This is a genomic window from Phaeobacter sp. LSS9 (genome assembly GCF_003443595.1).
Classification (GTDB): Bacteria; Pseudomonadota; Alphaproteobacteria; order Rhodobacterales; family Rhodobacteraceae; genus Phaeobacter; species Phaeobacter piscinae.
Window position 1 is genome coordinate 71,342 of sequence record NZ_CP031956.1, and the last position, 25,496, is coordinate 96,837.

Sequence of the window (25,496 nt, forward strand, 5' to 3'; positions counted from 1 at the left end):
GGTCAAATCAGTGCTCCCGCCAGCGCCAGATCCTTATGTCAGCCCTTGGGTCGCGCGGCCTTCTCAGCAATGCCACTCAGACCCTGACGATCTGCCAGCACCTGAAGCACATCATCCAGCGCCACATCACGCGCCGCCAGCATCACCAGAAAATGATAAAGCACATCCGCCCCCTCGGAGGCGAGGCCGGTCTTGTTGTCCTTCACCGCCTCAATGATGGCTTCAATGGCCTCCTCGCCGAATTTCTCGGCACATTTTTCTGGCCCCTTGGCAAGCAGTTTGGCGGTCCAGCTGCTGTCCGGATCAGCCCCCTTGCGGGACAGAATGGTGGTCTCAAGATCGTGCAGCAGGGTCATGTCAGCCTCATCGGGATGCCAGCAGCGGCCATATGTTGCTTGGCTTCCTGCACAGTGAATTCACCAAAGTGAAAGATGGAGGCCGCCAGAACCGCGCTGGCACCGCCCTTGGTGACGCCCTCCACCAAATGGTCCAGCGTGCCGACACCACCAGAGGCAATCACCGGCACATCGACGGCATCGGATATCGCGCGGGTCAGCGGCAGGTTGAAACCTGATTTGGTGCCGTCACGGTCCATTGAGGTCAGCAGGATTTCTCCCGCACCTTTGGCCACCACGAGCCGGGCGAATTCAACCGCATCAATTCCGGTTTCGCGGCGACCGCCATGGGTGAAGATCTCCCATTTTCCGGGCGCCACCGTCTTGGCGTCAATGGCGCAGACGATGCACTGGCTGCCGAACTGATCCGCAGCCTCGCGAATGACATCCGGATTGGCCACTGCTGCGGAATTGAACGAGACCTTATCGGCCCCGGCCAGGAGCAAGGCACGCACGTCTTCTTTTGTGCGGACCCCACCGCCCACGGTGAGCGGTACGAAACATTGCTCCGCCGTGCGCCGCACCATATCAAACATGGTGCCACGGTTTTCATGGGTCGCGTGGATGTCGAGAAAGCAGATCTCATCCGCGCCGGCCGCATCATAGGCCTTGGCGGCCTCAACAGGATCGCCAGCGTCGCGCAGGCCAACGAAATTTACACCTTTGACCACGCGGCCATCAGCCACGTCGAGACAGGGGATAATGCGGGTTTTCAGCATGGAGGATCCCTTTGCCGCTGCGGATGGGCCTGTCTTACTGCGCGGGTGGTTGGGATGCAATCACGGGGCTGTGCCGCGCGATGCGGCGCATGCTGTCCCGGACAATCAGGATGTGAAACGGCATCACCAGCGCCAGATAGATCCGCCCCAGCAGGTTATGCCGGTGTACCCAGGTGGCCATATAAATCTGCCCGTCATGGCGTAAAACGGTGATGCGGAAATCCAGATGACTGTCATCGGCACCCAGGATCAATTCGCGGCTGTCCTCAAAGGTGACGGGAAAGATCGCGCCTTCGCCGGTGTCACTCACCTCGGTTTTTAATCCCAGCGGGCGCACAATCGCGTTGCGCAGGCGCAAAAGCGCGGAGGCCCATCCCGGCATCGACAGGCCAATATCGGCAGCCTCCCGCGGGGACAATGGGCTTTCAACCGCATAGCCGTCGATGAAATCGCCGGGCGAGACCATCTGCCACAAACGGGCACTGTCGGGAAGGCGGGTCTTGCGGACGCGGGGCATGGGCTGAGTTCCGTTTCTGTCTTCGCACCGGAGAGATCAACGGCACTATTGCGGCGCAATAAACGTCAATTTGCGACAGATGGGAAGCGGGCGCGGTGCCGCAGGGGGCGCGGCACCTGCCTCGGCGCCATTTCTGACTGGGTTTGCTGTGGTCAAATGATCGGACCCGGCCCTGTGGCATGGGTTTGCCGATGCCAAAGATGTGAATTGTACACAGGGCTGTGCTGGCTTGTTCTTAGCGCAGTCATTCCCCAATTCGGAGCTGCCGTTATGATCAAATCCCTTGCCCTTGCCGGAGCCATTGCTGTTATGTCTGCCCTTCCTGCCGCTGCTGACCTGATCAAAATACCAAGCCAGAAACCCGTGGCCGAAACCATGGATGCGCTGCAGGCCGCCGTTGAGGGGGCAGGCGCCACGGTGTTTGCCCGTGTGGATCACGCCGCTGGGGCGCAGAAAGTGGATCTGTCGCTTGGTGACGCGCAGCTGCTGATCTTTGGCAATCCGAAACTGGGCACCCCGGTGATGCAGGCGGATCCGCGCGCGGGGTTGTTCCTGCCCCTGAAAATCCTCGCGTATCAGGACGCGGAGGGGCAGGTCTGGCTGACCTATGAAGATCCGGCCGAGATGCTCTCAGGGTTGGATGTTCCGGCCGATGCGGAGGCCGTGGCCAAGATGCAGGGCGCGCTTGGCAAGCTGACGGGTGCCGCGGTCAAATAACGCCGGCGGTTTCAGCACAGGCGGAGGGGGCGCTGCCCCCTCTGGGCCTCTGGTCCCTTCACCCCGGGGATAGTTCCAGCCAGAAGAGGGGCGATCAGCTCTTGAGGATCTTCAGCGCCTCGCCGAGATCAATCGCGCCATCATAGAGCGCGCGACCGGAGATGGCGCCGTTCAAAGGCGCGCCGCAGGATTTGAGCGCCCGCAGATCGTCCAGCGAAGAAACACCGCCCGAGGCAATTACCGGAATGCTCACGGCATCGGCCAGCGCGGCTGTGGCCTCAACGTTCGGACCTTTCATGGCACCATCGCGCAGAATATCAGTGTAGATGATCGCGGCCACACCGGCATCCTCAAAGGATTTTGCTAGATCGGTCACCATGACATCGGTCTCTTCGGCCCAGCCCTTGGTGGCAACGCGGCCATTGCGGGCATCAATGCCGACGGCGACCTTGCCGGGGAAGGCGCGCGCCGCTTCGCGGACCAGATCGGGGTTCTCCACCGCAACGGTGCCGAGGATCACCCGCGCCAGACCTTTGTCGATCCAACGCTCGATGGTGGCCATGTCGCGAATGCCGCCGCCCAGCTGGGCCGGGACCTTGCAGCGCTTCAGGATCTCTTCGACCGGGGCCGCGTTGACCGGCTCACCCGCAAAGGCCCCGTTCAGATCCACTAGATGCAGCCAATCACAGCCTGCCTCGACAAACTCCAGCGCCTGCGCTGCCGGGTCGTCGTTGAAGACGGTGGTCTTTTCCATATCGCCATGCAACAGGCGAACGGCCTGGCCATCCTTGAGGTCGATTGCGGGGTAGAGGATCATCCGGCCGGTCCTTCATAAAACTAAGCTGGCCTCTTTTGCACAAGGCCGCGCCGGATTGCAACGCGACCCGAGGTCAAGCTTGCCTGAATTGCCCCTTGGCGGCCAGACTGGATGCAAAAGGGAGGATGACACATGAAAAAACTGGCACTTGGTATCGCCTGTGCATTGGGACTGGCGGGCATGGCCTCAGCGGATCCGGTGCTGGGCACCTGGAAAACCCAGCCTGATGACGGCTCATATGCCCATGTCACCATGGCGCCCTGTGGCGCAGCCGTTTGCGGCAAGATCAGCCGGACGTTCAATGCTGAGGGGGAGTATAAATCGCCCAATATCGGCAAAACGCTGGTGATTGACATGGTGGCGAATGGCGATGGGTCTTACGCGGGCAAGGTCTGGCGCCCCTCCAACAACAAGATCTATACAGGCAAGATGAACCTGTCCGGCAAATCGCTGGCCTTGCGGGGCTGCGTGGCAGGCGGTCTGATCTGCTCCAAACAGACCTGGAGCCGGGTGAAGTAAGCGCGCTTTTCAAGATCACACGAGATGATCGGGACATCAGGGGCGGCGACATCAGGTCGGCGCCCTTTTTTGTGATCGGTGCGCGGACACTGGGGGCAGGGCCCTAGAACAGCCCCAGCTGCACAGGGATCGGCACGAAGCCGCGTTTGATCTGGCGATCGCGATGTTTCTCGGCAGCTGCCAGGGCGGTTTCCTGGGATGTGTAGTAGCTGCGCCGCTGTTGACCCCCGGCCTCTCCCAGCGGGCCGTTGGTCTGTTCGACACACCACTCCCCGAACAGGGTCTGGCTCAGGTTCAGCACGCAATAGCGGTGTTGACCTTCAATATAGTCGAATTTTTCGAGACGGATCTGCACCGGGCCGCGACCTGCAAAAGACTGGGGATATCTGGGTTTGCGGTGTATGCCCGTGTGCGTCCCCACTGTCCATCCATTCTCGCGCGGATTTCACATTGCCATGTGGCGTCCGGTTGCCATCTGGCCACAGCCCCCTGCGGCCAGATGCTTTCCCTTTATCGGTCTGAGGCTCACGTTCAGACGTCGCCGTCGTATTCGCCGCGTGCGGGGTAGTCATTGGCGATGGCAAAATCCAGCGCCGAGACCAGTTCCGAGAAATGCGGGCGCACGAACGGCATGGTCTGCACCGATCCGTAATAGAGCGTCTGCTCAGGCGTCACCATGAACAGCCCGGGTTCGGAAAACAGCGCTGGTTCCTCAATCCCGATGGAGGTCTTCCCGCGCGACGTGGACAGATACAGCCCCCACTGGCGGGCGACATTCAGCGACAAGTCATAGCCGAACCGCAGCGCCTCAGCGCCGATCTTGTCAGCCATTGCACGGGTCCGCTCCTCGCCGTCACTGCTGACGGCGATACAGGCCACGCCCCGGCTGGCAAAATCACCAACCCGCTTTTCCAGTTCGGTCAGATAGTTGGCACAGATCGGGCAGTGCAATCCGCGATAAAAGCAGATCACGGTGCCCCGTGTCGCATCCTCTGACGAGAGGTCGAAGGTGCCGTGGTCCAGTGTCGGTAGGGTCAGATCTGGTGTCTTTTGGCGTGGCATTAGCATGATCAGGGTCCTTGTCAGCTAGCAATGTGGTGACTTGTTTTCCACCTTTGCGCATATTATGATCATCTAAATCCGAAAAACATGATGGTAAATCCGATTTCATGGACCGACTGACCACATTGATGGATCGTTTTCAGCTCAGCGTGTGCGCCGCAGAGCCGGGGGAGGCGAACCTTATCGCCCTTGCGGGTCCCGAGCGGGAGCCTGTGCGTATCCGCTATTATACGACTGAGAGTTCGCCGATGCGCACCTCTGCTGCGGTGATGTGGGCGGCGCGGGTGGAGTGGTCTGGCCGCCGCAACCCGTTTCTGGCCGCGCTTCCGGCGCAGGTTGATTATGACATCTCCGGCGCCCCGGAGGTGCAGGCCCTGGTGCGTGCAATGCGGGGGGAGGCAGAGGCCGGGCGCTGTGGGGCGCAATCGGTGATCAACCGGCTGGGGGAGGTGCTGATGGTGCATCTGCTGCGCAATCAGCTTCAGAATGGTGCGACCGAGCCGGGGCTGCTGGCCGGGCTGGCGGACCCACGGCTCAGCCGGGCGATTGTCGCCATGCATGATCACCCGGGCCGCCTCTGGAGCAATGCCGATCTGGCGGAGGTCGCGGGACTATCGCTGTCGCGTTTTGCCGAAGTTTTCGCCGCGGAGGTAGGAGAAACCCCCATCGGATACCTGCGCCGCTGGCGGCTGATTCTCGCGCATCAGGATCTGTCGCGCGGTGATCGGGTCGATGCCGTGGCCCGCCGCTACGCCTATAACAGCCCCGAAGGTTTCAGCCGTGCCTTTCGCAAGGCCTATGGCGTGGCACCGATGTCCTTGCGCATGGCCGCTGCCTGACCGTCGCCGCGCCTGTCATCTTTCCATAAATACTCAAATACAAAAGCCACCTGCGCAGCAGGCGGCTTTCCAGATGTCGTGATATGCCGATGGCTGCGTTACGGTGTCCAGGTCAGGAAGTTCCCGATCATCCGCAGGCCGATATCCTGGCTTTTCTCCGGGTGGAACTGCATCCCCACCATGGTGTCACGGCCAATGACAGCGGTGACATCGCCGCCGTAATCCACATGCGCCAGCCGTTCGGCCGGGTCGTTCACCCGAAAATGGTAGGAATGCACGAAATAGCAGTGATCACCGGATGTGATGCCGTCAAAGATCGCGTGGTCATGGTCGATCACCAGATTGTTCCAACCCATATGCGGCACCTTCAGGGTGCTGTCGCTGGGCGTGATCTTGACCACATCCCCCTGAACCCAGCCAAGGCCTGGAGTGTCGCGGTATTCGTGGCCGGTGGTGGCCATCAGCTGCATACCGACACAGATCCCCAGAAAGGGGCGACCGTTCTGTTCGACCGCCTCCACCATGGCCTCATAGATGCCGCGATGGCCGCGCAGCTCCTCCGCGCAGGCCGGGAAGGCGCCATCGCCGGGCAGCACCAGCCGGTCGGCCCGCGCCACAACGTCAGCATCCGAGGTCACCACAACCTCGCCGCCATCCACCTCCCGCGCCATGCGCTGAAAGGCTTTTTCGGCCGAGTGCAGATTGCCGGATTCGTAGTCGATGATCGCGGTCAGCATGTTAGAGCGCACCTTTGGTCGACGGGATGGCATCGCCTTTGCGCGGATCGGTTTCTACCGCCGTGCGCAGGGCGCGGGCCACGGCCTTGAATGCCGCTTCGGCGATGTGGTGACTGTTGAAGCCGTGCAGCTGGTCAATATGCAGGGTGATGCCGCCGTGCGTGCTCAGCGCCTGAAAGAACTCGCGCACCAGTTCGGTGTCGAAAGTGCCGATCTTCTGGGTCGGAAGGTCCACATTCCAGATCAGGAAGGGGCGCGCCGACAGATCCAGCGCACAGCGCACCAGCGCGTCATCCATCGGCAGGTGGCACTCGCCATAGCGGTTGATGCCTTTCTTGTCGCCAAGGGCCGCAACCAGTGCCTGCCCCAGCGCGATGCCGGTATCCTCGACGGTGTGGTGATCATCAATGTGATAATCTCCCTTGGCGCGGATGGTCATATCAATCAGCGAATGGCGGGATAGCTGGTCCAGCATATGGTCGAAAAAGCCGACGCCGGTCTGGTTGTCATAGGCACCGGTCCCGTCGAGGTTGATCTCAACAGTGATCTCGGTTTCGGCGGTCTTGCGGGTGATCTGAGCGCTACGCATGGTCGGCATGTCCTTGATATCCTGCGCCGCTTATAGGGGCAAGGCGGGGGCGCGCTCAAGCCTGCCGCAGCAATTGGCGCAAAACTGTTGCGCCATTCGACCGCGCAGCCTCCACGGGAGGCCGCGCCGGGGATTGCCACCGCCGCGCCTGCGTGTCAGCTTGGCGGCCAAACCACGCATTCCCAAACAGTTGAGGGGCACCATGTCCACCTGCGTCTTTATCCAGATCCGCTGCAAGCCCGGCACCACCTACAAGGTCGCCGAAGAGATTGCTTTGCGAGAAATCCACTCCGAACTGTACTCCACCAGCGGGGACTATGATCTGTTGATGAAACTATATATTCCCAGCGATCAGGATGTTGGCAAATATATCAATGACCAGCTCTTGGTCATCGACGGGATTGAACGCTCACTCACCACCATGACCTTCAAGGTGTTCTGATCCGCGGCAGTCTTCGGGGCAGCGGGGGAGCGGCGCGGGTCCATGCCACGCCACCTCCCTTGCCCCGGTTTCCCGGACCTACCGGATACAGTGGTCCCCGGATCCACTGGCGCTCTGTACCCCGCAAGTCCCGGACCGTCTGGTTCCCCCCGAAACCATCTGACCGCAGGGCTATGCAGGATCACATAATCAACTGGTGCTGAAATGCTGGTTTGGAACACCTTTGGAATAGGATAAGCCTTGCAGCATTTTATGGTCCATTCACGGGGAAAAACCGCAGGTTTGTGACATTGCTGATTTGGGACGCCATGCTGCGCCCCAGAGTGATAAGCCACCTGACCAAGAAAAAGCGGCGCCATAATCTGACGCCGCTGCCGTGGATTTTGCAGTCTTAATTGCCGCGCTTTTTCGCGTTAGTGGGCCAGGTGACCACCGGCCTTCAGCTCCGCGTAGCTGGCGTCAATCGCGGTCTTCAGGCGGATCAGCATCTCGTCAACTTCCTCGCGGGTGATGATCAGCGGTGGGCATAGCGCGACGGCATTCCCGGCCACCGCCCGCAAGATCAGCCCATTGTCCTGACACAGCCGTTGCGCGGTTGCGCCGGCACGCCCTTTTTCAAAACTCGCGCCGGTGGTTTTGTTCGACACCAGCTCTAGCGCCGCAATCAATCCCTTGCCGCGCACCTCGCCCACCAGCGGATGATCGGTGAAAATCTCCCGCAGCTGCGCCTGCAAATAGCTGCCCACCTCGGCGGCATGCGCAAACAGGTTATCGCGCTCGTAAATCTCCAGCGTCTTCAGCGCTGCCGCACAGGCGGCGGGGTGGCCGGAGTAGGTATAGCCGTGACCGAAGACGCCCACCTCATTGGTCTGATCCACCATCGCCTCATACATCCAGCCCGGAATGACCGAGGCGGAGATCGGGAAATAGGCGGACGAGAGCTGCTTGGCGAAGGTCATCAGATCCGGCGTGATACCCATGGTGGTGCAACCGAAATCGGCGCCGGTGCGGCCAAAACCGCAGATCACCTCATCCGCCCAGATCAGAATGCCGTATTTGCGCAGCAGCGCCTGCAGCCCCTCATAATACCCATCCGGCGGCACGATCACGCCCGAGGCACCGGTGATCGGCTCCACGATCATCGCGGCAATCGTGTCGGGATCCTCAGCAAGGATCTGATCCTCAAGGTTTTGCAGAATCCGCTCGACAAACTGCGCCTCGGTCTCATTGCCCTGCCGGGCGGTGTAGTAATGCGGCGAGTCGGCGCGCAGGATGCTCAGCGCCTCCAGCGGCGCGTCGAAATGCGCCAGATTCGCGGGCAGGGACGTCAGTGAGCCGGCCGCCACCGTGACCCCGTGATAGCCGCGTTCGCGGGTGATGATCTTGCGTTTTTCCGGCTTGCCGATGGCGTTGAAGTAATACCGCAGCATCTTGTAATGGGTGTCATTGGCATCCGAGCCGGAGTTGCCGAAGAAGATATAGGCATCCTCCACCGGCACCATTGCCGCCAGCTTGTCGGCAAGATCCTGGATCGGCTGATGCGTCTTGCCGCCAAAGGTGTGGGAAAAGGGCAGCTTGTGCAGCTGTTCGGTGATCGCATCCATCACCTCGGTGTTGCTGTAGCCCAGCGAGGTACACCAAAGACCCGCCAGCCCTTCGATATATTTGCGCCCGTCGCTGTCGAACACATAAATGCCTTCGCCGCGCTCAAGGCAAAGCTGTTCAGTGGCGGTGAAATTGGTGGTGGGATAGATGACCGGGGCCATGGGCTGTTGTCCTCCTGAGCTGGCGCGCCGCCGTGGCGGCATATCGGCGATGGGGCTTGCGCCCCCTTTGGCCACAGCATTGGCGGGTTTTGAGAGTCGGGTCAAAGGAATTTGATCAAATCTTCACGCCAATTCCGCACAGGCCATATGTGGCGCGCAGCAAAAGGCAGAAACGCAAAAGGCCGCTCAAAAGAGCGGCCTTTGCAATCCAAATGGAGCGGGCGAGGCGATTCGAACGCCCGACCCTAACCTTGGCAAGGTTATGCTCTACCCCTGAGCTACGCCCGCGCTGCCATTTGGTGAGGCGGTATTTAGGAAATTGCTGCAGCCCCCGCAAGAGGGAAAATGACCTACCATAGCAGAAAATAGCAAAACCCACGCTGGCACCGCACACTCGCGGGCCTGCGCTTTACCGCCCGCGCTGATCCGGCAAATATCCTCTAGTGCAATGTTTTCATTGGACAAAGAAAAAGCCGCTCAATTGAGCGGCCTTTCTGTCCTGATGGAGCGGGCGAGGCGATTCGAACGCCCGACCCTAACCTTGGCAAGGTTATGCTCTACCCCTGAGCTACGCCCGCGCTGCCATCTGGTGAGCCGGTGAATAGGCAATTGCGCGCAGGGCTGCAATAGGAAAACAGCGGCTTTTTACGCCTTGTCGAAAAAATCTTCGCAGCCCGCGTGGCCGGCGCTCGCCGCCAGCCGGGCCTCTGCCAGGGTGGTCAGCTGCGCGGAGATGAATTCGGATCCACTGCAATGGGGCAGGGCGAGCGCGCGGATCAGCTGTGCATCCTTGCGCCCCTCAAGGATCACGATGCCATCGCGGGCCAGAAGGTCGCGGGTGCCATGGCCGCCGTCCGAACGGATCCGCCGCATAAAATCCTTCTGCGCTGCCACGGCCTCCACCACATCCCGCGGAATCGGCTGGCGCTGTACCGCCCGGAACAGGGTCGCCATCCGGGCATTGCCGCTGTCCCCGGCGAAAATCTCCTCCACTACGGCCTCCGGCAGCAGACGCCAGAAGTTGGCGGGGTAGGGCTGGTCGCACAGCAGCCAGAGGATATGCTCAAACCCCTGCGCAGAGATCGACCGTTTGGCGTCCTTGTTCTGCCCGGCGGTCAGGTAATCGCGCCGTGCCACAATGAGCCCCAGATAACAGCGCGCCCGTGGCTCATCAGCGGCCACCAGAATGCAGGGCTGATCGACCGCCTCTGTCGGGATCATCCAGTTGCTGCCCATCGTGTGTTTGATATCCACGTCATGGCCGAGGATTTCGGTATCCAGCCGCCCCTTCGGCAGCCGCAGCAGCGCGCGCAGCTCAATCTCCACCCGCGTACCAATATAGGTCTTTTCGGTCTTCTCCAGATCCTCATAGGCGCGCCGACCGGTTTTGGCGGTCAGGATCACATCGTCAATGCAATCGCGCAGCATTGCGGGGACGCTGCGGGTCAGCTCCATCAGCCCGCCCGCACGGGTGGTGATGTCCTGCGCCAATGCAGACAGCAGGGCGTGATCGGCGTGACCGGGGCTGACCTGGCTGGGCGGCAGTTTCTGTTTCATCGCACGCCCTGTGCTGATCCGCAGCGGCGGGATGAGTATTTTTGGAAAGGTGACGGGGCAGGGTGTGGCCTATCGGAGCAGGCGGGAATCAGACCCGGCATCTCAACGCGCCTCAGCGTCCGGCGGCAGGCGTGGTGACAACCTTCAGGCTGGGGCGTGCAATGGCCAGGCGGATCTGGCGCGCCACAGCCTCCGCCACCGGGGGCGGGAAGGCATTGCCGACCTGGCGATAGGCGTTGGTCTTGGCACCGGTGAAATGCCAGCTGTCGGGGAAGCCCTGGATGCGCGCCACCATCCGCACGGTGAGGCGCGGCATATCGTTGTGGAACGGATCCGGTGCCTCATAGGCGATCGTGCGCCCCTCAACGCCCAAGGCCGCCCAGGCGCGCCGCGCCCGTGTCGGACCCAGATCCGGTCCGCCGTGTTTCTTGGAGCCGCCAACAATGGTCGGGGCGATTTCGTCGGCCTTGGCGGCCCAGTCGTCCGCCCCGCGCCAGCCGCGTTCCTTCATCAGGTCGAGCAGCGTCTCACCCACGGTGCGCGGATTATGCGGCAGGGGGTCGGGCCAGTTGAACTGGCCAGAAAATTCCTTGCGCAGGGCAACAATCGCCACGCGGGGGCGCAGCTGCGGCACGCCGTAGTCAGAGGCATTGAGCAGCCGCCAGTCGGTCTCATAGCCAAGCTTGGCGAGCTGTTTCTTCAGCTTCTCGCGGTAATCATGGAACACCGCATCGAGGAAGCCACGTACGTTTTCGATCATCACCGCGCGCGGGCGGGTGGCGGCGACGATTTCGATGGCGTCATCAAAGAGATTGCGCTCGTCTTTCTCGCCAAGCTGTTTGCCCGCAACGGAAAATGGCGGGCAGGGCAGGCCGCCAGCCAAGAGATCAATACCGCGATAGGCGTCGGCATCCGCCTTGAAGGCGCGCACGTCCTCCTCCAGTACGTTCCACTGGGGACGATTGTGGCGCAGGGTGGCGCAGCAGTGTTTGTCGATTTCGACCAGCGCGGTGTGGTCAAATCCGGCCTTCTCAAGCCCCAGCGCCTGACCGCCTGCCCCTGCGCAGAGTTCTACCGATGTGAGCATGCTGCCGTATTACCTGTTCTCGTGCTGCGGATGCAGCTGTTCCCGCTCTGTTCTTAGGCGCTGAAGTGATTCCGCGCAAGCCAGAGGCTACGCTGGATTTCAGAAACACAAAAGGCCACCGTTGCGCCTGCAGCGGTGGCCTTTTTGCTGTCCAAATGGAGCGGGCGAGGCGATTCGAACGCCCGACCCTAACCTTGGCAAGGTTATGCTCTACCCCTGAGCTACGCCCGCGCTGCCATTCGGTGAGGGGGATTTAGTCATTCGCTGGCAGGGCTGCAAGCGAAAAACGCAAAGTGGTCGGCAAAAAATGACCGTCACGGCGATTTGAGCGACGGAACCCGCTGGTTGCTGCGTTTTACCTCTATGATGACACCATGAGCCCGGCCGAAACGACCTCGGGCACAGCGTACCGACGAGCCGGGCCAACCCGCAGACAGATCTGCGAAACCGAAAAGGGAGCCGCTTGATGACACTGCTAAGCACACCGCTGCGTGACCGGCTGGGCACATCCTTGGACGACCGGCTGGATACCCTGCGTATTCTGGGTCTGACCGTTGCCATTTGTCTGGCGATCGGCGTCAAACTCACCGCCGGTGGACAGGCCGCGGGTCTTCATTCCGCCGAGGCCCCGGTGATGCAGCCGCCCGCGATTGAGACACAGGCACTGATCTGACCATCACGCATCTGGCAGCACGCACCATCTGACGAGAAAAAGGCGCCCCCGATCTGAGGGGACGCCTTCATATGATATTCGCAGCGCCCGCCATCCGTGACAGGCGTTGGTGGCGATCATTCCAGCTCGATCAGCAGATCCTTGGCGTCAATCTGATCACCGGGTTGGACATGCACGGCCTTCACCACCGCATCACGTTCGGCGTGGATGCCGGTCTCCATCTTCATCGCCTCGATTGTCAAGAGCATGTCGCCCTCATGCACTGGCTGACCAACCTGCACCGCAACGGAGGCCACAACACCCGGCATCGGCGCACCGATGTGATTGGGGTTGCCCTGCTCGGCCTTCGGGTTGGCCTGGGTGGTGGCCTTGACGAGACGGTTCGGGACGCGAATGACGCGGGGCTGACCGTTCAGTTCAAAGAAGACTTTGACCTCCCCCTTGTCGTCAGTGTCGCCAATCGCCTGCAGGCGGATTTCCAGCGTCTTGCCGGGATCGATTTCTGCCGTGATCTCCTCGCCCGGTTCCATCCCGTAGAAGAAGGTGCGGGTGGGCAGGCTGCGGACTGGGCCATAGGTCCGGTGGCGGCCCATGTAATCAAGGAAGACCTTGGGATACATCAGGTAGCCGTTCAGATCCTCGTCATCGACCTCTTTGCCTTCCAGCTCCTTGGAGAGTTCGGCACGGGTCGCTTCCAGATCCACGGGGGCGAGATGGGCGCCGGGGCGTTCCAGATTGGGGGCATCGCCTTTCAGCACCTTGGACACGATCCCCTCAGGGAAGCCGCCCGGAGGCTGGCCCAGATTGCCACGCATCATGTCGACCACCGAGTCGGGGAAGGCCACATCACTCTTCGGATCCTCGACATCGTCACGGGTCAGTCCTTGGGACACCATCATCAGTGCCATATCGCCAACCACCTTGGACGATGGCGTCACCTTCACAATGTCGCCAAACATCTGGTTCACATCGGCATAGGTCTGCGCCACATCCGACCATTTCTCTTCCAGACCCAGCGACCGGGCCTGTGCTTTCAGGTTGGTGAACTGACCACCGGGCATCTCGTGCAGGTAAACCTCGGACGCAGGCGCGGCGAGACCGCTTTCGAAGGCCACATAATGGGCCCGCACCTGCTCCCAGTAACCGGAGATTTCGCGCACGGCGGCGATGTCGATGCCGGTGTCGCGGTCGGTGTTGCGCAGCGCTTCAACGATGGAGCCGAGGCAGGGCTGCGAGGTGCCGCCACTGAAGGCATCCATAGCTGCATCCACAGCATCTACACCCGCGTCCGCTGCTGCCAGAATGGTGGCGCCGGCCACACCAGAGGTGTCATGGGTGTGGAAATGGACCGGCAGGCCGACCTCTTCCTTCAGCGCCTTGACCAGCTGGCGGGCGGCCGCTGGCTTCAACAGGCCCGCCATGTCTTTCAGGCCCAGAATATGCGCGCCTGCGGCTTCCAGCTCCTTGGCCATGCCGACATAATACTTGAGGTCGTATTTGGCCCGGTTCGGATCGAGGATATCGCCGGTGTAGCAGATGGTGCCTTCGCAGATCTTGCCGCTCTCGACGACTGCATCCATCGCAACACGCATGTTTTCAACCCAGTTCAGCGAGTCAAAGACCCGGAACACATCAACGCCGGTGGCGGCCTGCTTCACAAAGCTCTGCACCACATTGTCGGGATAGTTGGTGTAGCCAACGCCGTTGGAGGCGCGCAGCAGCATCTGGGTCATCAGGTTCGGCATCCGCTCGCGCAGATCGCGCAGGCGCTGCCAGGGGCATTCCTGCAGGAAGCGATAGGCCACGTCGAATGTCGCGCCGCCCCAGCACTCAACCGAGAACAGCTGGCTGAGGTTCTGCGCATAGGCCGGGGCCACCTTGATCATGTCATGGCTGCGCATCCGGGTGGCCAGCAGTGACTGGTGGCCGTCGCGCATGGTGGTGTCTGTCAGCAGCAGCTGGCGCTGTGCTTTCATCCAGTCGGCCACCGCCTGAGCGCCCTTTTGCTCCAGCAGGTTGCGGGTGCCATAGGGCTGCGTTGCGGCATCCGCCTTGGGGGCGCGCGGCTCTTTCAGATCGGCATGGGGCGCAGCGCGGCCTTCGGTCTCCGGATGACCATTGACCGAGATATCGGCGATATAGGTCAGCACTTTGGTGCCCCGGTCGCGGCGCTTGGCGAACTGGAACAGCTCCGGCGTCTCGTCGATGAATTTGGTGGTGTATTCATTCGACAGGAAGGTCGGGTGTTTCAGCAGGTTCTCGACAAAGGCGATATTGGTGCTGACACCGCGCACCCGGAATTCGCGCAGCGCGCGATCCATCCGCGCAATCGCCTTCTCCGGGGTGGGGGCTTTGGCCGTTACTTTGGTCAGCAGTGAATCGTAGTAGCGCGTGATCACCCCGCCCGCATAAGCGGTGCCACCATCCAGACGGATGCCCATGCCGGTGGCTGAGCGATAGGCGGTGATGCGGCCATAGTCGGGAATGAAGTTGTTGAGCGGATCCTCGGTGGTGACCCGTGTTTGCAGCGCATGGCCGTTGAGGCGGATTTCGTCCTGCGATGCCTTTCCGGTGGCCTCGGCAATGGTCTTGCCCTCGGCGATCAGGATTTGTGCCTGCACGATGTCGATACCGGTGACTTCCTCGGTGACCGTATGTTCCACCTGGACCCGCGGGTTTACCTCAATGAAGTAGAATTTGCCGTCGTTCATATCCATCAGGAATTCGACGGTGCCCGCGCATTCATAGTTCACATGCTGGCAGATCTTGCGGCCCAGATCGCAGATCTCGGCGCGCTGCTCCTCCGTCAGATAGGGGGCAGGCGCGCGCTCAACCACTTTCTGATTGCGGCGCTGGACGGAGCAGTCCCGCTCATAAAGATGGTAGATTTCACCGTGTTTGTCGCCAAGGATCTGCACCTCAACGTGACGGGCGCGGGTGATCATCTTCTCCAGATAGCCCTCGCCATTGCCGAATGCGGCTTCTGCCTCACGGCGGCCTTCCAGCACTTTTTCTTCCAGCTCATCTTCGCTGTGAATGGGGCGCATGCCACGACCACCACCACCCCAGGAGGCCTTCAGCATCAGCGGGTAGCCGACCTCAGCCGCTTCCTTGCGGATCGCGTCCATATCATTGCCCAGCACTTCGGTGGCCGGAATCACAGGCACATCGGCCTCAATCGCGACGCGGCGCGCCGAAGCCTTGTCGCCAAGGGCGCGCATAGTTTCCGCCTTCGGCCCGATGAAGGTAATGCCGTTGCGCGCGCAGGCATCCACAAAGTCCGGGTTTTCGGACAGCAGGCCGTAGCCGGGATGGATCGCATCGGCGCCACATTCCTTGGCCACACGGATAATCTCGTCAATCGAGAGATAGGCCGCAACCGGCCCCATGCCTTCGCCGATCCGATAGGCTTCATCCGCCTTAAACCGGTGCAGGCCCAGCTTGTCCTCTTCGGCATAGACGGCCACCGTCTTCTTGCCCATCTCATTGGCTGCCCGCATGACGCGGATGGCGATCTCGCCGCGGTTGGCGATCAGGATTTTCTTGAAGTCGGTCATGGCGTCCTCGGGGTCGTGCAGTTTGGCGAAGTGATAAGCGCAAATTAGGGTCCGGTATAGACGTAGTTCTGGGTATGACCAGCGTGATAGCGCTGACCTGAGGCCAGAAACCGGCATAATTCGCATTTATGGCGGTGCATTTATGTCCGTATCGGACCTACTTGTCGTGAACAGGGTGGCAAACGACGCAAGTGCCAGCGGTTGGGGCAGCGCAGACAGTGTCTCAAGGCCCAGTTGTCCCATATTGGCCTCCAGATCTTTGCGCAGAATATCCACCAGATGATCCGGCCCCCGTGGCCCAAGTGCGGCGAGCGCAAAGTGGAAGGCACGGCCCAGCATCACATAGTCGGCCCCCAGCGCCAGCGCGCGCAAAATATCCAGCCCGCTCTCGATCCCGCTGTCGAATATCAGCGGCAGGCGGGTGGCGGCGCGAATGCCCGGCAGGGCCTCGATCGTAGAGGGTGCGGCGTCGAATTGGCGACCCGCATGGTTGGACACCCACAGCGCATCGGCGCCGATTGCCTCCAGCGGCGCTGCATCCTCGGCGCGCATCACCCCCTTGATGATCAGCGGGCCATCCCAATGGTCGCGCAGCCACTGCACATAATCCCAGTCCGGTGAGGTGCGCAGCAGGTAGCCGACATGGGCTGTGGATGACAGGCTTGCGCCTGCTCCGCTCACATATTTGTCCAGTGTCCTCATATGTGGCAGGCCACGCCGCGCCATGCCCATTGCCCAGGCCGGTCGCATGGCAACCTGCGCCAGCAGCCGGGGTGTCAGCCGCAGTGGTTGCGTCAGTCCGGAGCGGGTCTGCCGCTCCCGCCGGGAAGCGACAGGCACATCCACGGTCAGCACCAGCCCGGCAAATCCGGCGGCCTTGGCGCGCGCCAGCAGATCGCGGCGGATGTCAGGGTCCTTCGGCGGGTAGAGCTGGAACCACGGCGCGGCCCCCAGATCATTCACCAGATCCTCGGGTGACTGGCTGGCGACGGTGGACAGGCAATAGGGCAGGCCCTGTGCCGCAGCGCAGCGCGCCAGCAACCGTTCCGCATCCGGCCAGATCAGCCCGGACATGCCAACCGGTGCCACACCAAACGGCAGCGGGCGGTCAACGCCCAGAAAGCGACGGCTCAGATTGGTCTGCTGAGGCCCATGCAGGATAGACGGCGAAAACCCCAGCTGATCCAGCGCAGCACGGTTGCGGGCCTTGGTTGCCTCGATCCCGGTGCCGCTGTCCAGATACTCCCAAACGAACCGCGGCAGGCGCCGCCGGGCGCGCTGGCGAAGGTCACTGAGAGCGGGATAACGCTGGTGCAGATCCATGCCGCGCATTTGTCGCTGCCTTGCAGCAAAAGTCTAGTGCCGAGTGCGGGTTTGAAGCAATTTTGTAACTATTCGTGCTGGGCCTGTTCCGTCTGGTTCCCTCTCATGCGGCTGCGCGAGGCCATGCGGCCATGCGCTCATCCAGGCCCGCCGCCGCCCGCGTTTCGCTATTTGTGACATGATACCGGTCGCGTGCGGCAGGTGCCGGGCCAGAGCATTGGGCATACTGACCTGTATGCTTGCAGGGGCCGAGTCAGCTGCGCAAGAAAACCATCTGAGTGTTGCAGGCGTCTCCTTTGCCTCAGCGGCCCTTGCGGATCTTTGCTCGCTGCTGCCGTGTCACTCAATGGTGGAACATATGTCTCAGGCGCAAGGGAGGCACACGACCGCCGCGCGCATTGAACGGTAGAGGCTGGGCAGCGGGGCAGGGGTTAGGTCGCGAGATCGCGGCGGCTGAGCTTGCGCGGTAGATCGCAGCTGGCCGGGTCAAGGGGCGCGATGGCCCGACTCCTTGGTCACGCGCAATCGCCTCATTCGGCGGCGATCGGACCGTCGGGTTTTGGAGATGTGGACAGGCCTTTTTGCGCGCCGGGGTCGCGCGGGGCCTGTTCGGCTGAGGAGGCGACACAGACCTGATTGCGCCCCTTTGCCTTCGCCTCATAGAGTGCCTCATCCGAGGCCCGCAGCAGGTCCTGTGGCATGGTGCCGTGACGCGGGTAATGCGCCACCCCAAGGGAGATCGAAATTCCTGGCAGCGCCTTTTCCCCGTAGCGCACCACAATGGCCTCCACCGCCTGGCGCAGCAGCTCGGCCTTGGTCATGACGTCTTCCTGGCTGGCGCCGGGCAGGATCAGGGTGAATTCCTCGCCGCCCGGACGGCAGGCCACCTCCTCGCCGTCGCAGGCCTGCTCGAGCACCGAGCCGACGGCGCGCAGAACCATATCCCCGGCATCGTGACCATGGTTGTCATTGAATTTCTTGAAGTGATCCACATCCACCGCGATCAGGCTGAGTGGGATGCCCGATTTCTGGCTGGCATTGATGCACTTGCGCAGGGTTTCGGTCATATGGCGTCGATTGAACAGGCCCGTCAGCGGGTCACGCACGGATTGATCATGCAGTTGATCGCGCATCCGCACATTGGCGATGGCCATGGAAATCTGTTCCGCACACATCTGGGCCAGTTTCTTGCTCTGTGTGAATTCTTCAGTGACGTCACTCAGGGCGCGCAGATGCATCAGGCCAACAGTTTCGCCATGCGCAAGGATCGGGAAGCAGTAATAGGCGCGACCATCATGGGGTTCGGCATGTTCGCAGACAAAATCAATCTCCGAGGCGCCAAATTCATAGGTGCGGCCACGGCGCAACCCCCAGCATTCTTCCGGGTGAATGTGATCTTTGTGGGTGCCGCCATTCCAGCTGGCGCAGCCGTCCAGTACATCGCGTGAGTTGGAGTAGACATAAACGCTGCCTTCGGCCGTTGGCAGAATATGGGTCATGAAACGCGCAACCATGTCAAACAGCTCATCCAGCGAGCGGCTGGATTGCAGCCATTCGTTCAGCTCCCCCAGCAGCTGGACCTCGCGGGCCAACCGCAGCTGTTCGTCCAGAATTTCACGTTCGGTTTCGCTGCGCTGACGCAGCTGGTTCATGCGGAAACGGTTCGATTTGAAAATAACATAGACGGCAATTGTCATTGCCAGCAGCGCAACGCCGGTCAACAGGGCAACCGAAAGCCGGGCCAGCTGTATGAAGGTGTCTCGCAGGTCGGTGATATCCGTATGGAAATCAATCGCGCCGTCGAAATGACCATTGTGCATAAGCGGTACGTAGATGCGGGCAACCTCTCGGGTGATCCCCTCGTCGTAGCTGTCGCTGAGCGGGGAATCGTCGATCTCAAACGCGGGAACCGTTCTACTGTTGTAGTAGACTTCACCGCGGGACACCTGGGTCGAAAAGAAGACGTTGGCCTCAAATTCCCCGATTTCATCACTGCGCGATGACCAGAAAATCTCTCCCGCGCTGGTCAGGAGGCGATAGCGATAGACATCCGTCTCCTCGGTGAACAAGGTCAGCAACGCGGCATCCTGAGGCTGGATGATCCCCTCTTCAAAGGCTTTTTCGGCGTTGGCCATATGTAGGGTCACGCGGCGTTGCCACAGTTCGGCCTGCTTGCGGATGTCCGCCTCCAGCATTTTATCGACAACCGGGCCGGGCACCGCCAGCACTGCCCAGATCGATACCACAGCGGCTGCAATCAGCATGAGCAGCAGGGACAGGCTGCGGATTTTCTCCGCAATGCTTGAGGTCAATGCAGTGTTCATAATATGCTGGTCTGCCCCACTGGTACTTGGTCAATCAATAACAACCCATAGGTGAATCAACATGGCTGACGGTGTTTTAGAAAACGTTAACGCCTCAGTGTCTGGCCGTCTTAAGGGGGCCAGAGTGCCCACAGATAACGCCGCAAAGCGGACATGACCTGCCATGATATTAGGGTGGAACAGACTGTGAACGCCCTCTTTCCGCCGGGATTGAATCGCGCTAATGTCCCGCTCATGAGCAGTTTTGACGATATCGACCCCTATGAGGGGATCTCGCTGTCCGCGCGCGCCATGGCAGCGCGGCCGATGCCGTATCTCGACGGGCTGAACCCGGCACAGCGGGCCGCCGTTGAATGCCTGGAGGGACCTGTGCTGATGCTGGCCGGGGCCGGCACCGGCAAGACCAAGGCGCTGACTGCGCGCATCGTGCATCTTCTAACCACGGGCACCGCCAAACCAAACGAGATCCTTGCCGTGACCTTTACCAACAAGGCCGCGCGCGAGATGAAGGAGCGGGTTGCAGGCATGTTGGGGCAGGCGGTTGAGGGGATGCCCTGGCTTGGCACCTTCCACTCGATCTGCGTGAAACTGCTGCGCCGCCATGCCGAATTGGTCGGGCTCAAATCCAATTTCACCATTCTGGATACCGATGATCAGATCCGCCTGCTGAAACAGCTGATCAAGGCGGAAGGCATTGATGACAAACGCTGGCCCGCGCGGATGCTGGCGGGCGTCATTGACGATTGGAAAAACCGGGCGCTGACGCCGTCTAAGGTGCCGGTCTCCGATGCCAGTGCCTACAACCATCGCGGCGTGGATTTCTATGCTCAGTATCAGGCGCGGCTAAAGGATCTGAACGCGGTCGATTTTGGCGACCTACTGCTGCATATGGTCACCATCTTTCAGGATAATCCGGATGTGCTGGAGCAGTACCAACGCTGGTTCCGCTTTATCATGGTGGACGAGTATCAGGATACCAACGTGGCGCAGTATCTCTGGCTGCGGCTGCTGGCGGGCGCGCATAAGAACATCTGCTGCGTCGGTGACGATGATCAGTCGATCTATGGCTGGCGCGGTGCAGAGGTGGGCAATATCCTGCGGTTTGAAAAGGATTTTCCCGGCGCCAATGTGGTGCGGCTGGAACAAAACTACCGCTCGACCGAACATATTCTCAGCGCGGCCTCCGGTGTGATCCGTGGCAATTCCGGCCGTCTGGGCAAGGAGCTGTGGACTGAGGCGCGCGGCGGCGAGAAGGTCCGGCTGATCGGTCATTGGGACGGCGAAGAGGAAGCCCGCTGGATCGGCGAGGAGATTGAGGCGATGCAGCGCGGCACCCGTGGTCTGGCGCCGGTCGATCTTAACAATATGGCCATCCTCGTGCGGGCCTCGCATCAGATGCGCGCCTTTGAGGACCGCTTTCTGACCATCGGCCTGCCGTACCGGGTCATTGGCGGGCCACGCTTTTATGAGCGGCTCGAAATTCGCGATGCCATGGCCTATTTCCGGCTGGTGGTCAGTGCTGACGATGACCTTGCCTTTGAGCGGATCGTCAACACGCCGAAGCGGGGCCTTGGCGATAAGGCGCAGCAGACCATTCAGACCATGGCGCGCAGCAATGGCGTCTCCCTGGTGGAGGGCGCGCGGCTTGCGGTCGAATCCGGCCAGATCAAGGGCAAGGGTGGCAATGCGCTGCGCCAGCTGGTCACTGACCTTGCCCGCTGGGGGCGTCTGGCGGGGGATGCGGATATGACCCATATGGAGCTGGCCGAAACCATTCTGGATGAAAGCGGCTACACCACCATGTGGCAGACCGACAAAAACCCGGATTCGCCGGGGCGTCTGGAAAACCTCAAGGAACTGGTGAAGGCGCTGGAGGCGTTTGAAAACCTGCAAGGCTTCCTCGAACATGTCAGTCTGATCATGGATAATGACAAACAGGACGCCGCCCAAAAGGTGTCGATCATGACGCTACACGCCGCCAAAGGGTTGGAATTTCCGGCTGTGTTCTTGCCCGGCTGGGAGGATGGCCTGTTTCCCTCGCAGCGCTCCATGGATGAAAGCGGCCTGAAGGGCCTCGAGGAGGAGCGCCGCCTGGCCTATGTCGGCATCACCCGGGCCGAGGAAATCTGCACGATCTCCTTTGCCGGCAATCGCCGCGTCTTTGGGCAATGGCAGTCACAGCTGCCCTCCCGCTTCATTGATGAGCTGCCGGAAGAACATGTGGAGGTGCTGACCCCGCCCGGTCTTTATGGTGGCGGCTACGGGGCTGCGGCCCCCGGCGGTGGTGGTGGGGCGGTGCGCCCCACGATTGAGGATCGCATGGCAGCCGCCGACGGGTACAACTCGCCCGGCTGGAAGCGCATGCAGTCCCGCGCCGGTGAGCGTGGTCTGTCACAGCCCAAGGAAAGCAAATCCAGCGTCATCGACCTCACCGCGACATCCGCCTTCATGGTCGGGGAGCGGGTGTTTCACCAGAAGTTTGGCTATGGGGCGATCACCGGGATCGAAGGCGACAAGCTGGAGGTGGATTTCGAGAAGGCTGGCACCAAGAAAGTCGTCGCCCGCTTTGTCTCCGCAGCGGAGGACGTGCCCTTTTAATCCACGCCTCGGTGGGCCTTGCCGTGATGGATCACATCTATTGGTCGTCGCAGTGAAGAGGGCCGACATAGCAGTCACAACAGATCAGGCGTCGACATTCTGTCGGCGCCTTTTTTGCGGCCCGTGATCAATGGGAGGGACTGCGGTGCAGGCCATAAGGCACAAAAAAACGGCGGTGCCAGGGAGGAGGAGGGCACCGCCGTTCTGTGCAACACCATACCATCAGGGAGGAGGAGGCATGGTGTATCAGGATCCGGCTATGACGCCGGTATAGGGTGCGGTGACATCAGGGAGGAGGAGGATGTCACCGCGATTACAGGCCCTCAAGGGAGGAGGAGAAGAGAGCCTGAACTCTTTATTTCGTGCCGTAGGCGGCCTCATAGGCAACGCTGCGCAGCATGGAGCGGCTCAGCCCCAGATCTGCCAGTTCGCGACCAGAGAGCGTCGACAGCTCATTCATGGTCTGGCGGTACAGGCGGTAGCGTGCAATCTTGCCTTTCAGTTCGTCAAACACGGCGCGCGGGCTGAAGGCCAGAGCGCCTTTACGGGTTGTCATATTATCAACAGCGGCCATCGGTGTTGTCCTTAACGTCTATGTGTGTGTCTGGCCGTTCCCGGCCTCGCTTGACCCCATAAATATGATAATGCTGCGAGCGCACAATCCCTGAAAGGGGCATTTCTGCTATGCAGCAAATGCATGGGTTTCCTAAGGGAAACGGGGTTGATCCTGCTGAGTTATGCATCAAGGAGCGGTCAGGCGCTCAAAAACCGGGCAGGGCGTGAACCGGCGTGCCATGGCGCCTGCCTTGATCGGCGCGGTCTCTCATCGCAATGCGGCCTTGGGCTTGGTCGCGGCAGGTCTTATATGGCTGGAAACCATGAGGAGACCGGCCATGACCCCCACCCAGGAAGAGATTCGCGACGCCCTTGCGCGGCTGCAGCTGCCAGATGGCGGCTCGCTGGTCTCACGTGACATGCTGCGCGCGGTGATGGTCGATGGCGGGCGCGTCAGTTTCGTGATCGAGGCCCCCAATCCGCAGATCGCCGCCCAGATGGAGCCGCTGCGCCGCGCTGCGGAGGCCACTGTTCTGGCCTTGCCGGGGGTGGACAGCGTGTCCGCTGCACTGACCGCTCATGCGGACGCGGTCGCCAAACCGGCGCCGACCCTGAAACTGGGCGGCCATCCCAAACCGCAGCAGGGGCCGCTGAAACCCAGTGGTGTCAAACGCATTCTCGCGATTGGTTCGGGCAAGGGCGGCGTGGGCAAATCCACCGTCAGCGCCAATCTCGCCGTGGCTCTGACGCGGCAGGGCCGCAAGGTGGGGTTGCTGGATGCGGATATATATGGACCGAGCCAGCCGCGCATGATGGGCGCCAGTGGCCGCCCCGCCAGCCCGGATGGCAAAATCATTGAACCGCTGCACGCCCATGGCGTCACTTTGATGTCCATCGGCTTCATGGTGGATGAGGCCAAGGCCGTTGTCTGGCGCGGCCCGATGCTGATGGGCGCGTTGCAGCAGATGCTGGGGCAGGTGAACTGGGGTGAACTCGACGTGCTGATCGTGGACCTACCGCCTGGCACCGGCGATGTGCAGCTGACCCTCTGCACCAAGGCGGAGCTGTCCGGCGCCATCGTGGTTTCCACGCCGCAAGATGTGGCGCTCCTGGATGCCCGCAAAGCGCTCGACATGTTTAACACCCTAAAGACCCCCGTGCTGGGCCTGATTGAGAATATGTCCTTCTTCGCCTGCCCGGACTGCGGTGGCGAGCATCACATCTTTGGCCATGGTGGGGTCGCTGCGGAGGCGGAGCGCCTTGGCGTGCCGCTGTTGGGCGCGCTGCCGATTGATCTTGAAACCCGGTTGGCAGGCGACAATGGCACGCCGATTGCGGCCGGTGACGGTGCGATGGCGCAGGCCTACGCCAAAATGGCCGAAGGGCTGATCCGCGGCGGTATGGCCTGACACACTATCTGATCGCCAATCGACCGGCCTGCTGAAGGCCGGTCTCACCTGCAAGCCCTGTTGTCGGGTCTCACAGTAGCCCGACCGCCGGGCTGGCTTTGGGCGATCAGGGGCTATCTGGGAAATTATGGGAGCCATGGGAATTCATGGGGCCGGTGGGGAATTATGGGCGCGCGTGAGCGCGTTTTGCCGCCGCTGTTCCGAATCACTGTGCCATTACGGTGCGATTATTCGGGGATATAGGCCAAATTAGGCCGTTTTGAGTGTCCCGCAAGGACGGAGTTATGCGAACGAAGGGAGAACGCATTGATTCTCCTGATCTGTTTGCAGAATATCTGGGAAATCATGGCACTTTTTTCGCATCCGGGACCGCACCTATATGTAGTGGGTTTTGCGATGTCTTAATCTATCAGTGGGGATATCATCGATTTCTCTCCGTAGAATCGGCGCGGCATTATCTACATGCGACGGGAGGGTCCACAGAAAACAGTTGTGGCCCACGTTTTCCCATAGTATCCCTAGTTTATCGAATGAGACGAAGAGCAGGGGCACCAAACGACCCCAACCAAGACTACTAAGAAGCAGGTTTCATACAGGCCTTCGCTTTCATCGAAAATAGAGAGATCCGGCGCGCGAGCGAGCAGACATCCCCCCAGGTGGCGCGCGCAGTCGGACACCCCGCATGTCGGGATTAGGGAGGCGGGTTGATCAGTGGCAGCAGATCAGCCCGCCCCTTTTGCTTCTGGGGATCGCTTCGGCACGAGGGACGCTGAAAAAAGGGACGATAGATTGGGCCGTAGGTTCAGAGGTGAAAGCCACCATAAGGTGGATACAAAGGGGCGGGTCTCGATTCCGGCCTCCTTTCGCCGTGTTCTGGAGGCGGGCGATCCCAACTGGCAGTCCGGCGGCAACCCCGAACTGGTGATCGTCTACGGCGACCAGCGCCGCAATTTTCTCGAATGTTACACGATGGAGGCGATCGCGGAAGTCGACGCCAAAATCGACGCCTTGCCGCGGGGCTCAATGCCGCGCAAAATGTTGCAGCGCATGTTCCATGGTCAGTCCTTCCCGACCAATGTGGATGAAACCGGGCGCCTGGTGCTGCCTGCGAAGCTGCGCAACAAGATTGATCTGGAGGCCGAAGCGTTCTTTATCGCGGCCGGCGACACATTCCAGATCTGGAAGCCTGAAACCTATGAAGAGGAAGAGCTGGCGAAATCTGAGGAGTGGATGGATGATCTGCCCGAGGACTTCGACCCGATGGAACTCCTCGACGGCGCCGGAGGCGCTTGAT

23 protein-coding genes and 3 tRNA genes are annotated in these 25,496 nt (G+C 61.1%); 8 read left to right on the forward strand and 18 right to left on the reverse strand.

Annotated features, from left to right (window positions below; all coding sequences use genetic code 11):
- Positions 1–38: 38 nt before the first annotated feature.
- Genes D1820_RS00380 through D1820_RS00390 form a run of 3 tightly spaced genes read right to left on the reverse strand, consistent with a single transcriptional unit; the run spans position 39 to position 1,631 of the window.
- Positions 39–356 carry a phosphoribosyl-ATP diphosphatase gene (locus D1820_RS00380; RefSeq protein ID WP_014874045.1) on the reverse strand — a complete coding sequence of 106 codons (318 nt, stop codon included), beginning with the start codon at positions 354–356 and terminating at the stop codon, positions 39–41.
- Complete coding sequence (gene hisF / locus D1820_RS00385) at positions 353–1,114, reverse strand: imidazole glycerol phosphate synthase subunit HisF (RefSeq protein WP_040174253.1); 762 nt, start codon at positions 1,112–1,114, stop codon at positions 353–355. Before hisF ends, D1820_RS00380 begins: the two co-directional genes overlap by 4 nt.
- A 34-nt stretch (positions 1,115–1,148) precedes the next feature.
- Positions 1,149–1,631, reverse strand: coding sequence for a DUF2867 domain-containing protein (locus D1820_RS00390; protein ID WP_118067508.1), 483 nt, complete (start codon positions 1,629–1,631; stop codon positions 1,149–1,151).
- Positions 1,632–1,901: 270 nt separating this feature from the next.
- Here D1820_RS00390 and D1820_RS00395 point away from each other — a divergent pair, with 270 nt between their 5' ends.
- The gene (locus D1820_RS00395) at positions 1,902–2,348 is read left to right on the forward strand and encodes a DUF302 domain-containing protein (protein WP_118067509.1); all 447 of its coding nucleotides are present in this window, start codon (positions 1,902–1,904) and stop codon (positions 2,346–2,348) included.
- Between the two features lie 94 nt (positions 2,349–2,442).
- Here the strand turns inward: D1820_RS00395 and hisA are convergent, their stop codons facing one another.
- Positions 2,443–3,165, reverse strand: a complete 723-nt coding sequence (hisA, locus tag D1820_RS00400) for a 1-(5-phosphoribosyl)-5-[(5-phosphoribosylamino)methylideneamino]imidazole-4-carboxamide isomerase (protein ID WP_096870899.1) — start codon at positions 3,163–3,165, stop codon at positions 2,443–2,445.
- 132 nt (positions 3,166–3,297) lie between these two features.
- On the opposite strand from hisA, the gene D1820_RS00405 reads away from it, so the two are divergent.
- Positions 3,298–3,684: a DUF2147 domain-containing protein gene (locus D1820_RS00405; protein ID WP_014874050.1), complete on the forward strand. Its 387-nt coding sequence runs from the start codon at positions 3,298–3,300 to the stop codon at positions 3,682–3,684.
- A gap of 103 nt (positions 3,685–3,787) precedes the next feature.
- Here the strand turns inward: D1820_RS00405 and D1820_RS00410 are convergent, their stop codons facing one another.
- A complete protein-coding gene (locus D1820_RS00410) occupies positions 3,788–4,039 on the reverse strand; it encodes a WGR domain-containing protein (RefSeq protein ID WP_014874051.1) in 252 nt (83 codons plus the stop codon).
- 176 nt (positions 4,040–4,215) lie between these two features.
- Positions 4,216–4,752, reverse strand: coding sequence for a peroxiredoxin-like family protein (locus tag D1820_RS00415; protein WP_014874052.1), 537 nt, complete (start codon positions 4,750–4,752; stop codon positions 4,216–4,218).
- Positions 4,753–4,853: 101 nt separating this feature from the next.
- Between D1820_RS00415 and D1820_RS00420 the strand changes: the two genes are divergently transcribed.
- A complete protein-coding gene (locus D1820_RS00420; RefSeq protein WP_014874053.1) occupies positions 4,854–5,585 on the forward strand; it encodes an AraC family transcriptional regulator in 732 nt (243 codons plus the stop codon).
- 98 nt (positions 5,586–5,683) lie between these two features.
- On the opposite strand, the gene hisH is transcribed toward D1820_RS00420, so the two are convergent.
- Complete coding sequence (gene hisH, locus D1820_RS00425; RefSeq protein WP_118067510.1) at positions 5,684–6,322, reverse strand: imidazole glycerol phosphate synthase subunit HisH; 639 nt, start codon at positions 6,320–6,322, stop codon at positions 5,684–5,686.
- A gap of 1 nt (position 6,323) precedes the next feature.
- Entirely contained in the window at positions 6,324–6,911 is a 588-nt protein-coding gene (gene hisB, locus D1820_RS00430; protein ID WP_118069935.1) for an imidazoleglycerol-phosphate dehydratase HisB, read from the reverse strand.
- Between the two features lie 202 nt (positions 6,912–7,113).
- Here hisB and D1820_RS00435 point away from each other — a divergent pair, with 202 nt between their 5' ends.
- Positions 7,114–7,353: an Lrp/AsnC family transcriptional regulator gene (locus D1820_RS00435; protein WP_040174309.1), complete on the forward strand. Its 240-nt coding sequence runs from the start codon at positions 7,114–7,116 to the stop codon at positions 7,351–7,353.
- 413 nt (positions 7,354–7,766) lie between these two features.
- On the opposite strand, the gene D1820_RS00440 is transcribed toward D1820_RS00435, so the two are convergent.
- The 6 genes from D1820_RS00440 to D1820_RS00465 all read right to left on the reverse strand — a co-directional run bounded on the left by D1820_RS00440 (position 7,767) and on the right by D1820_RS00465 (position 11,994).
- Entirely contained in the window at positions 7,767–9,119 is a 1,353-nt protein-coding gene (locus D1820_RS00440) for an aminotransferase (RefSeq protein WP_118067511.1), read from the reverse strand.
- A 213-nt stretch (positions 9,120–9,332) separates the two neighbouring features.
- Positions 9,333–9,407 (reverse strand) — tRNA-Gly (locus tag D1820_RS00445).
- Between the two features lie 215 nt (positions 9,408–9,622).
- Positions 9,623–9,697: transfer RNA gene (locus D1820_RS00450), tRNA-Gly, on the reverse strand.
- A 67-nt stretch (positions 9,698–9,764) separates the two neighbouring features.
- Complete coding sequence (locus tag D1820_RS00455; protein ID WP_118067512.1) at positions 9,765–10,676, reverse strand: NaeI family type II restriction endonuclease; 912 nt, start codon at positions 10,674–10,676, stop codon at positions 9,765–9,767.
- Positions 10,677–10,788: 112 nt separating this feature from the next.
- Positions 10,789–11,763, reverse strand: a complete 975-nt coding sequence (locus D1820_RS00460) for a DNA cytosine methyltransferase (protein WP_118067513.1) — start codon at positions 11,761–11,763, stop codon at positions 10,789–10,791.
- 156 nt (positions 11,764–11,919) lie between these two features.
- Positions 11,920–11,994: transfer RNA gene (locus D1820_RS00465), tRNA-Gly, on the reverse strand.
- A 235-nt stretch (positions 11,995–12,229) separates the two neighbouring features.
- Between D1820_RS00465 and D1820_RS00470 the strand changes: the two genes are divergently transcribed.
- Positions 12,230–12,436: a hypothetical protein gene (locus tag D1820_RS00470; RefSeq protein WP_040174307.1), complete on the forward strand. Its 207-nt coding sequence runs from the start codon at positions 12,230–12,232 to the stop codon at positions 12,434–12,436.
- 116 nt (positions 12,437–12,552) lie between these two features.
- On the opposite strand, the gene D1820_RS00475 is transcribed toward D1820_RS00470, so the two are convergent.
- From D1820_RS00475 to D1820_RS00485, 3 genes are all read right to left on the reverse strand, one after another.
- Positions 12,553–15,993: a pyruvate carboxylase gene (locus tag D1820_RS00475; RefSeq protein ID WP_118067514.1), complete on the reverse strand. Its 3,441-nt coding sequence runs from the start codon at positions 15,991–15,993 to the stop codon at positions 12,553–12,555.
- 126 nt (positions 15,994–16,119) lie between these two features.
- Positions 16,120–17,325 (reverse strand): alpha-hydroxy acid oxidase, encoded by a 1,206-nt coding sequence (locus D1820_RS00480; RefSeq protein WP_118067515.1) that lies wholly within the window; start codon positions 17,323–17,325, stop codon positions 16,120–16,122.
- Between the two features lie 521 nt (positions 17,326–17,846).
- Entirely contained in the window at positions 17,847–19,640 is a 1,794-nt protein-coding gene (locus D1820_RS00485) for a sensor domain-containing diguanylate cyclase (protein ID WP_118067516.1), read from the reverse strand.
- A gap of 234 nt (positions 19,641–19,874) precedes the next feature.
- On the opposite strand from D1820_RS00485, the gene D1820_RS00490 reads away from it, so the two are divergent.
- Positions 19,875–22,238 (forward strand): ATP-dependent helicase, encoded by a 2,364-nt coding sequence (locus D1820_RS00490; protein ID WP_118069937.1) that lies wholly within the window; start codon positions 19,875–19,877, stop codon positions 22,236–22,238.
- A 355-nt stretch (positions 22,239–22,593) separates the two neighbouring features.
- On the opposite strand, the gene D1820_RS00495 is transcribed toward D1820_RS00490, so the two are convergent.
- Positions 22,594–22,812, reverse strand: a complete 219-nt coding sequence (locus D1820_RS00495; protein WP_014874065.1) for a DUF1127 domain-containing protein — start codon at positions 22,810–22,812, stop codon at positions 22,594–22,596.
- A 319-nt stretch (positions 22,813–23,131) separates the two neighbouring features.
- Here D1820_RS00495 and D1820_RS00500 point away from each other — a divergent pair, with 319 nt between their 5' ends.
- Both D1820_RS00500 and mraZ read left to right on the forward strand, forming a co-directional pair.
- On the forward strand, positions 23,132–24,202 hold the full coding sequence (locus D1820_RS00500; RefSeq protein ID WP_118069939.1) for an Mrp/NBP35 family ATP-binding protein: 1,071 nt from the start codon (positions 23,132–23,134) through the stop codon (positions 24,200–24,202).
- An 825-nt stretch (positions 24,203–25,027) separates the two neighbouring features.
- On the forward strand, positions 25,028–25,495 hold the full coding sequence (mraZ, locus tag D1820_RS00505; RefSeq protein ID WP_254683339.1) for a division/cell wall cluster transcriptional repressor MraZ: 468 nt from the start codon (positions 25,028–25,030) through the stop codon (positions 25,493–25,495).
- Position 25,496 lies beyond the last annotated feature (1 nt).

What these genes read in the sequence shown, in the direction of transcription:
- D1820_RS00440 (WP_118067511.1), bottom strand. Translation starts at nt 9,119, where the DNA reads ATGGCCCCGGTCATCTATCCCACCACCAATTTCACCGCCACTGAACAG.
- D1820_RS00470 (WP_040174307.1), top strand. Translation starts at nt 12,230, where the DNA reads ATGACACTGCTAAGCACACCGCTGCGTGACCGGCTGGGCACATCCTTG.
- D1820_RS00495 (WP_014874065.1), bottom strand. Translation starts at nt 22,812, where the DNA reads ATGGCCGCTGTTGATAATATGACAACCCGTAAAGGCGCTCTGGCCTTC.
- D1820_RS00460 (WP_118067513.1), bottom strand. Translation starts at nt 11,763, where the DNA reads ATGCTCACATCGGTAGAACTCTGCGCAGGGGCAGGCGGTCAGGCGCTG.
- D1820_RS00455 (WP_118067512.1), bottom strand. Translation starts at nt 10,676, where the DNA reads ATGAAACAGAAACTGCCGCCCAGCCAGGTCAGCCCCGGTCACGCCGAT.
- D1820_RS00380 (WP_014874045.1), bottom strand. Translation starts at nt 356, where the DNA reads ATGACCCTGCTGCACGATCTTGAGACCACCATTCTGTCCCGCAAGGGG.
- hisA (WP_096870899.1), bottom strand. Translation starts at nt 3,165, where the DNA reads ATGATCCTCTACCCCGCAATCGACCTCAAGGATGGCCAGGCCGTTCGC.
- hisF (WP_040174253.1), bottom strand. Translation starts at nt 1,114, where the DNA reads ATGCTGAAAACCCGCATTATCCCCTGTCTCGACGTGGCTGATGGCCGC.
- D1820_RS00435 (WP_040174309.1), top strand. Translation starts at nt 7,114, where the DNA reads ATGTCCACCTGCGTCTTTATCCAGATCCGCTGCAAGCCCGGCACCACC.
- D1820_RS00485 (WP_118067516.1), bottom strand. Translation starts at nt 19,640, where the DNA reads ATGAACACTGCATTGACCTCAAGCATTGCGGAGAAAATCCGCAGCCTG.
- D1820_RS00490 (WP_118069937.1), top strand. Translation starts at nt 19,875, where the DNA reads ATGAGCAGTTTTGACGATATCGACCCCTATGAGGGGATCTCGCTGTCC.
- D1820_RS00415 (WP_014874052.1), bottom strand. Translation starts at nt 4,752, where the DNA reads ATGCTAATGCCACGCCAAAAGACACCAGATCTGACCCTACCGACACTG.
- hisH (WP_118067510.1), bottom strand. Translation starts at nt 6,322, where the DNA reads ATGCTGACCGCGATCATCGACTACGAATCCGGCAATCTGCACTCGGCC.
- D1820_RS00480 (WP_118067515.1), bottom strand. Translation starts at nt 17,325, where the DNA reads ATGCGCGGCATGGATCTGCACCAGCGTTATCCCGCTCTCAGTGACCTT.
- D1820_RS00420 (WP_014874053.1), top strand. Translation starts at nt 4,854, where the DNA reads ATGGACCGACTGACCACATTGATGGATCGTTTTCAGCTCAGCGTGTGC.
- D1820_RS00475 (WP_118067514.1), bottom strand. Translation starts at nt 15,993, where the DNA reads ATGACCGACTTCAAGAAAATCCTGATCGCCAACCGCGGCGAGATCGCC.
- D1820_RS00405 (WP_014874050.1), top strand. Translation starts at nt 3,298, where the DNA reads ATGAAAAAACTGGCACTTGGTATCGCCTGTGCATTGGGACTGGCGGGC.
- D1820_RS00390 (WP_118067508.1), bottom strand. Translation starts at nt 1,631, where the DNA reads ATGCCCCGCGTCCGCAAGACCCGCCTTCCCGACAGTGCCCGTTTGTGG.
- D1820_RS00500 (WP_118069939.1), top strand. Translation starts at nt 23,132, where the DNA reads ATGACCCCCACCCAGGAAGAGATTCGCGACGCCCTTGCGCGGCTGCAG.
- D1820_RS00395 (WP_118067509.1), top strand. Translation starts at nt 1,902, where the DNA reads ATGATCAAATCCCTTGCCCTTGCCGGAGCCATTGCTGTTATGTCTGCC.
- hisB (WP_118069935.1), bottom strand. Translation starts at nt 6,911, where the DNA reads ATGCGTAGCGCTCAGATCACCCGCAAGACCGCCGAAACCGAGATCACT.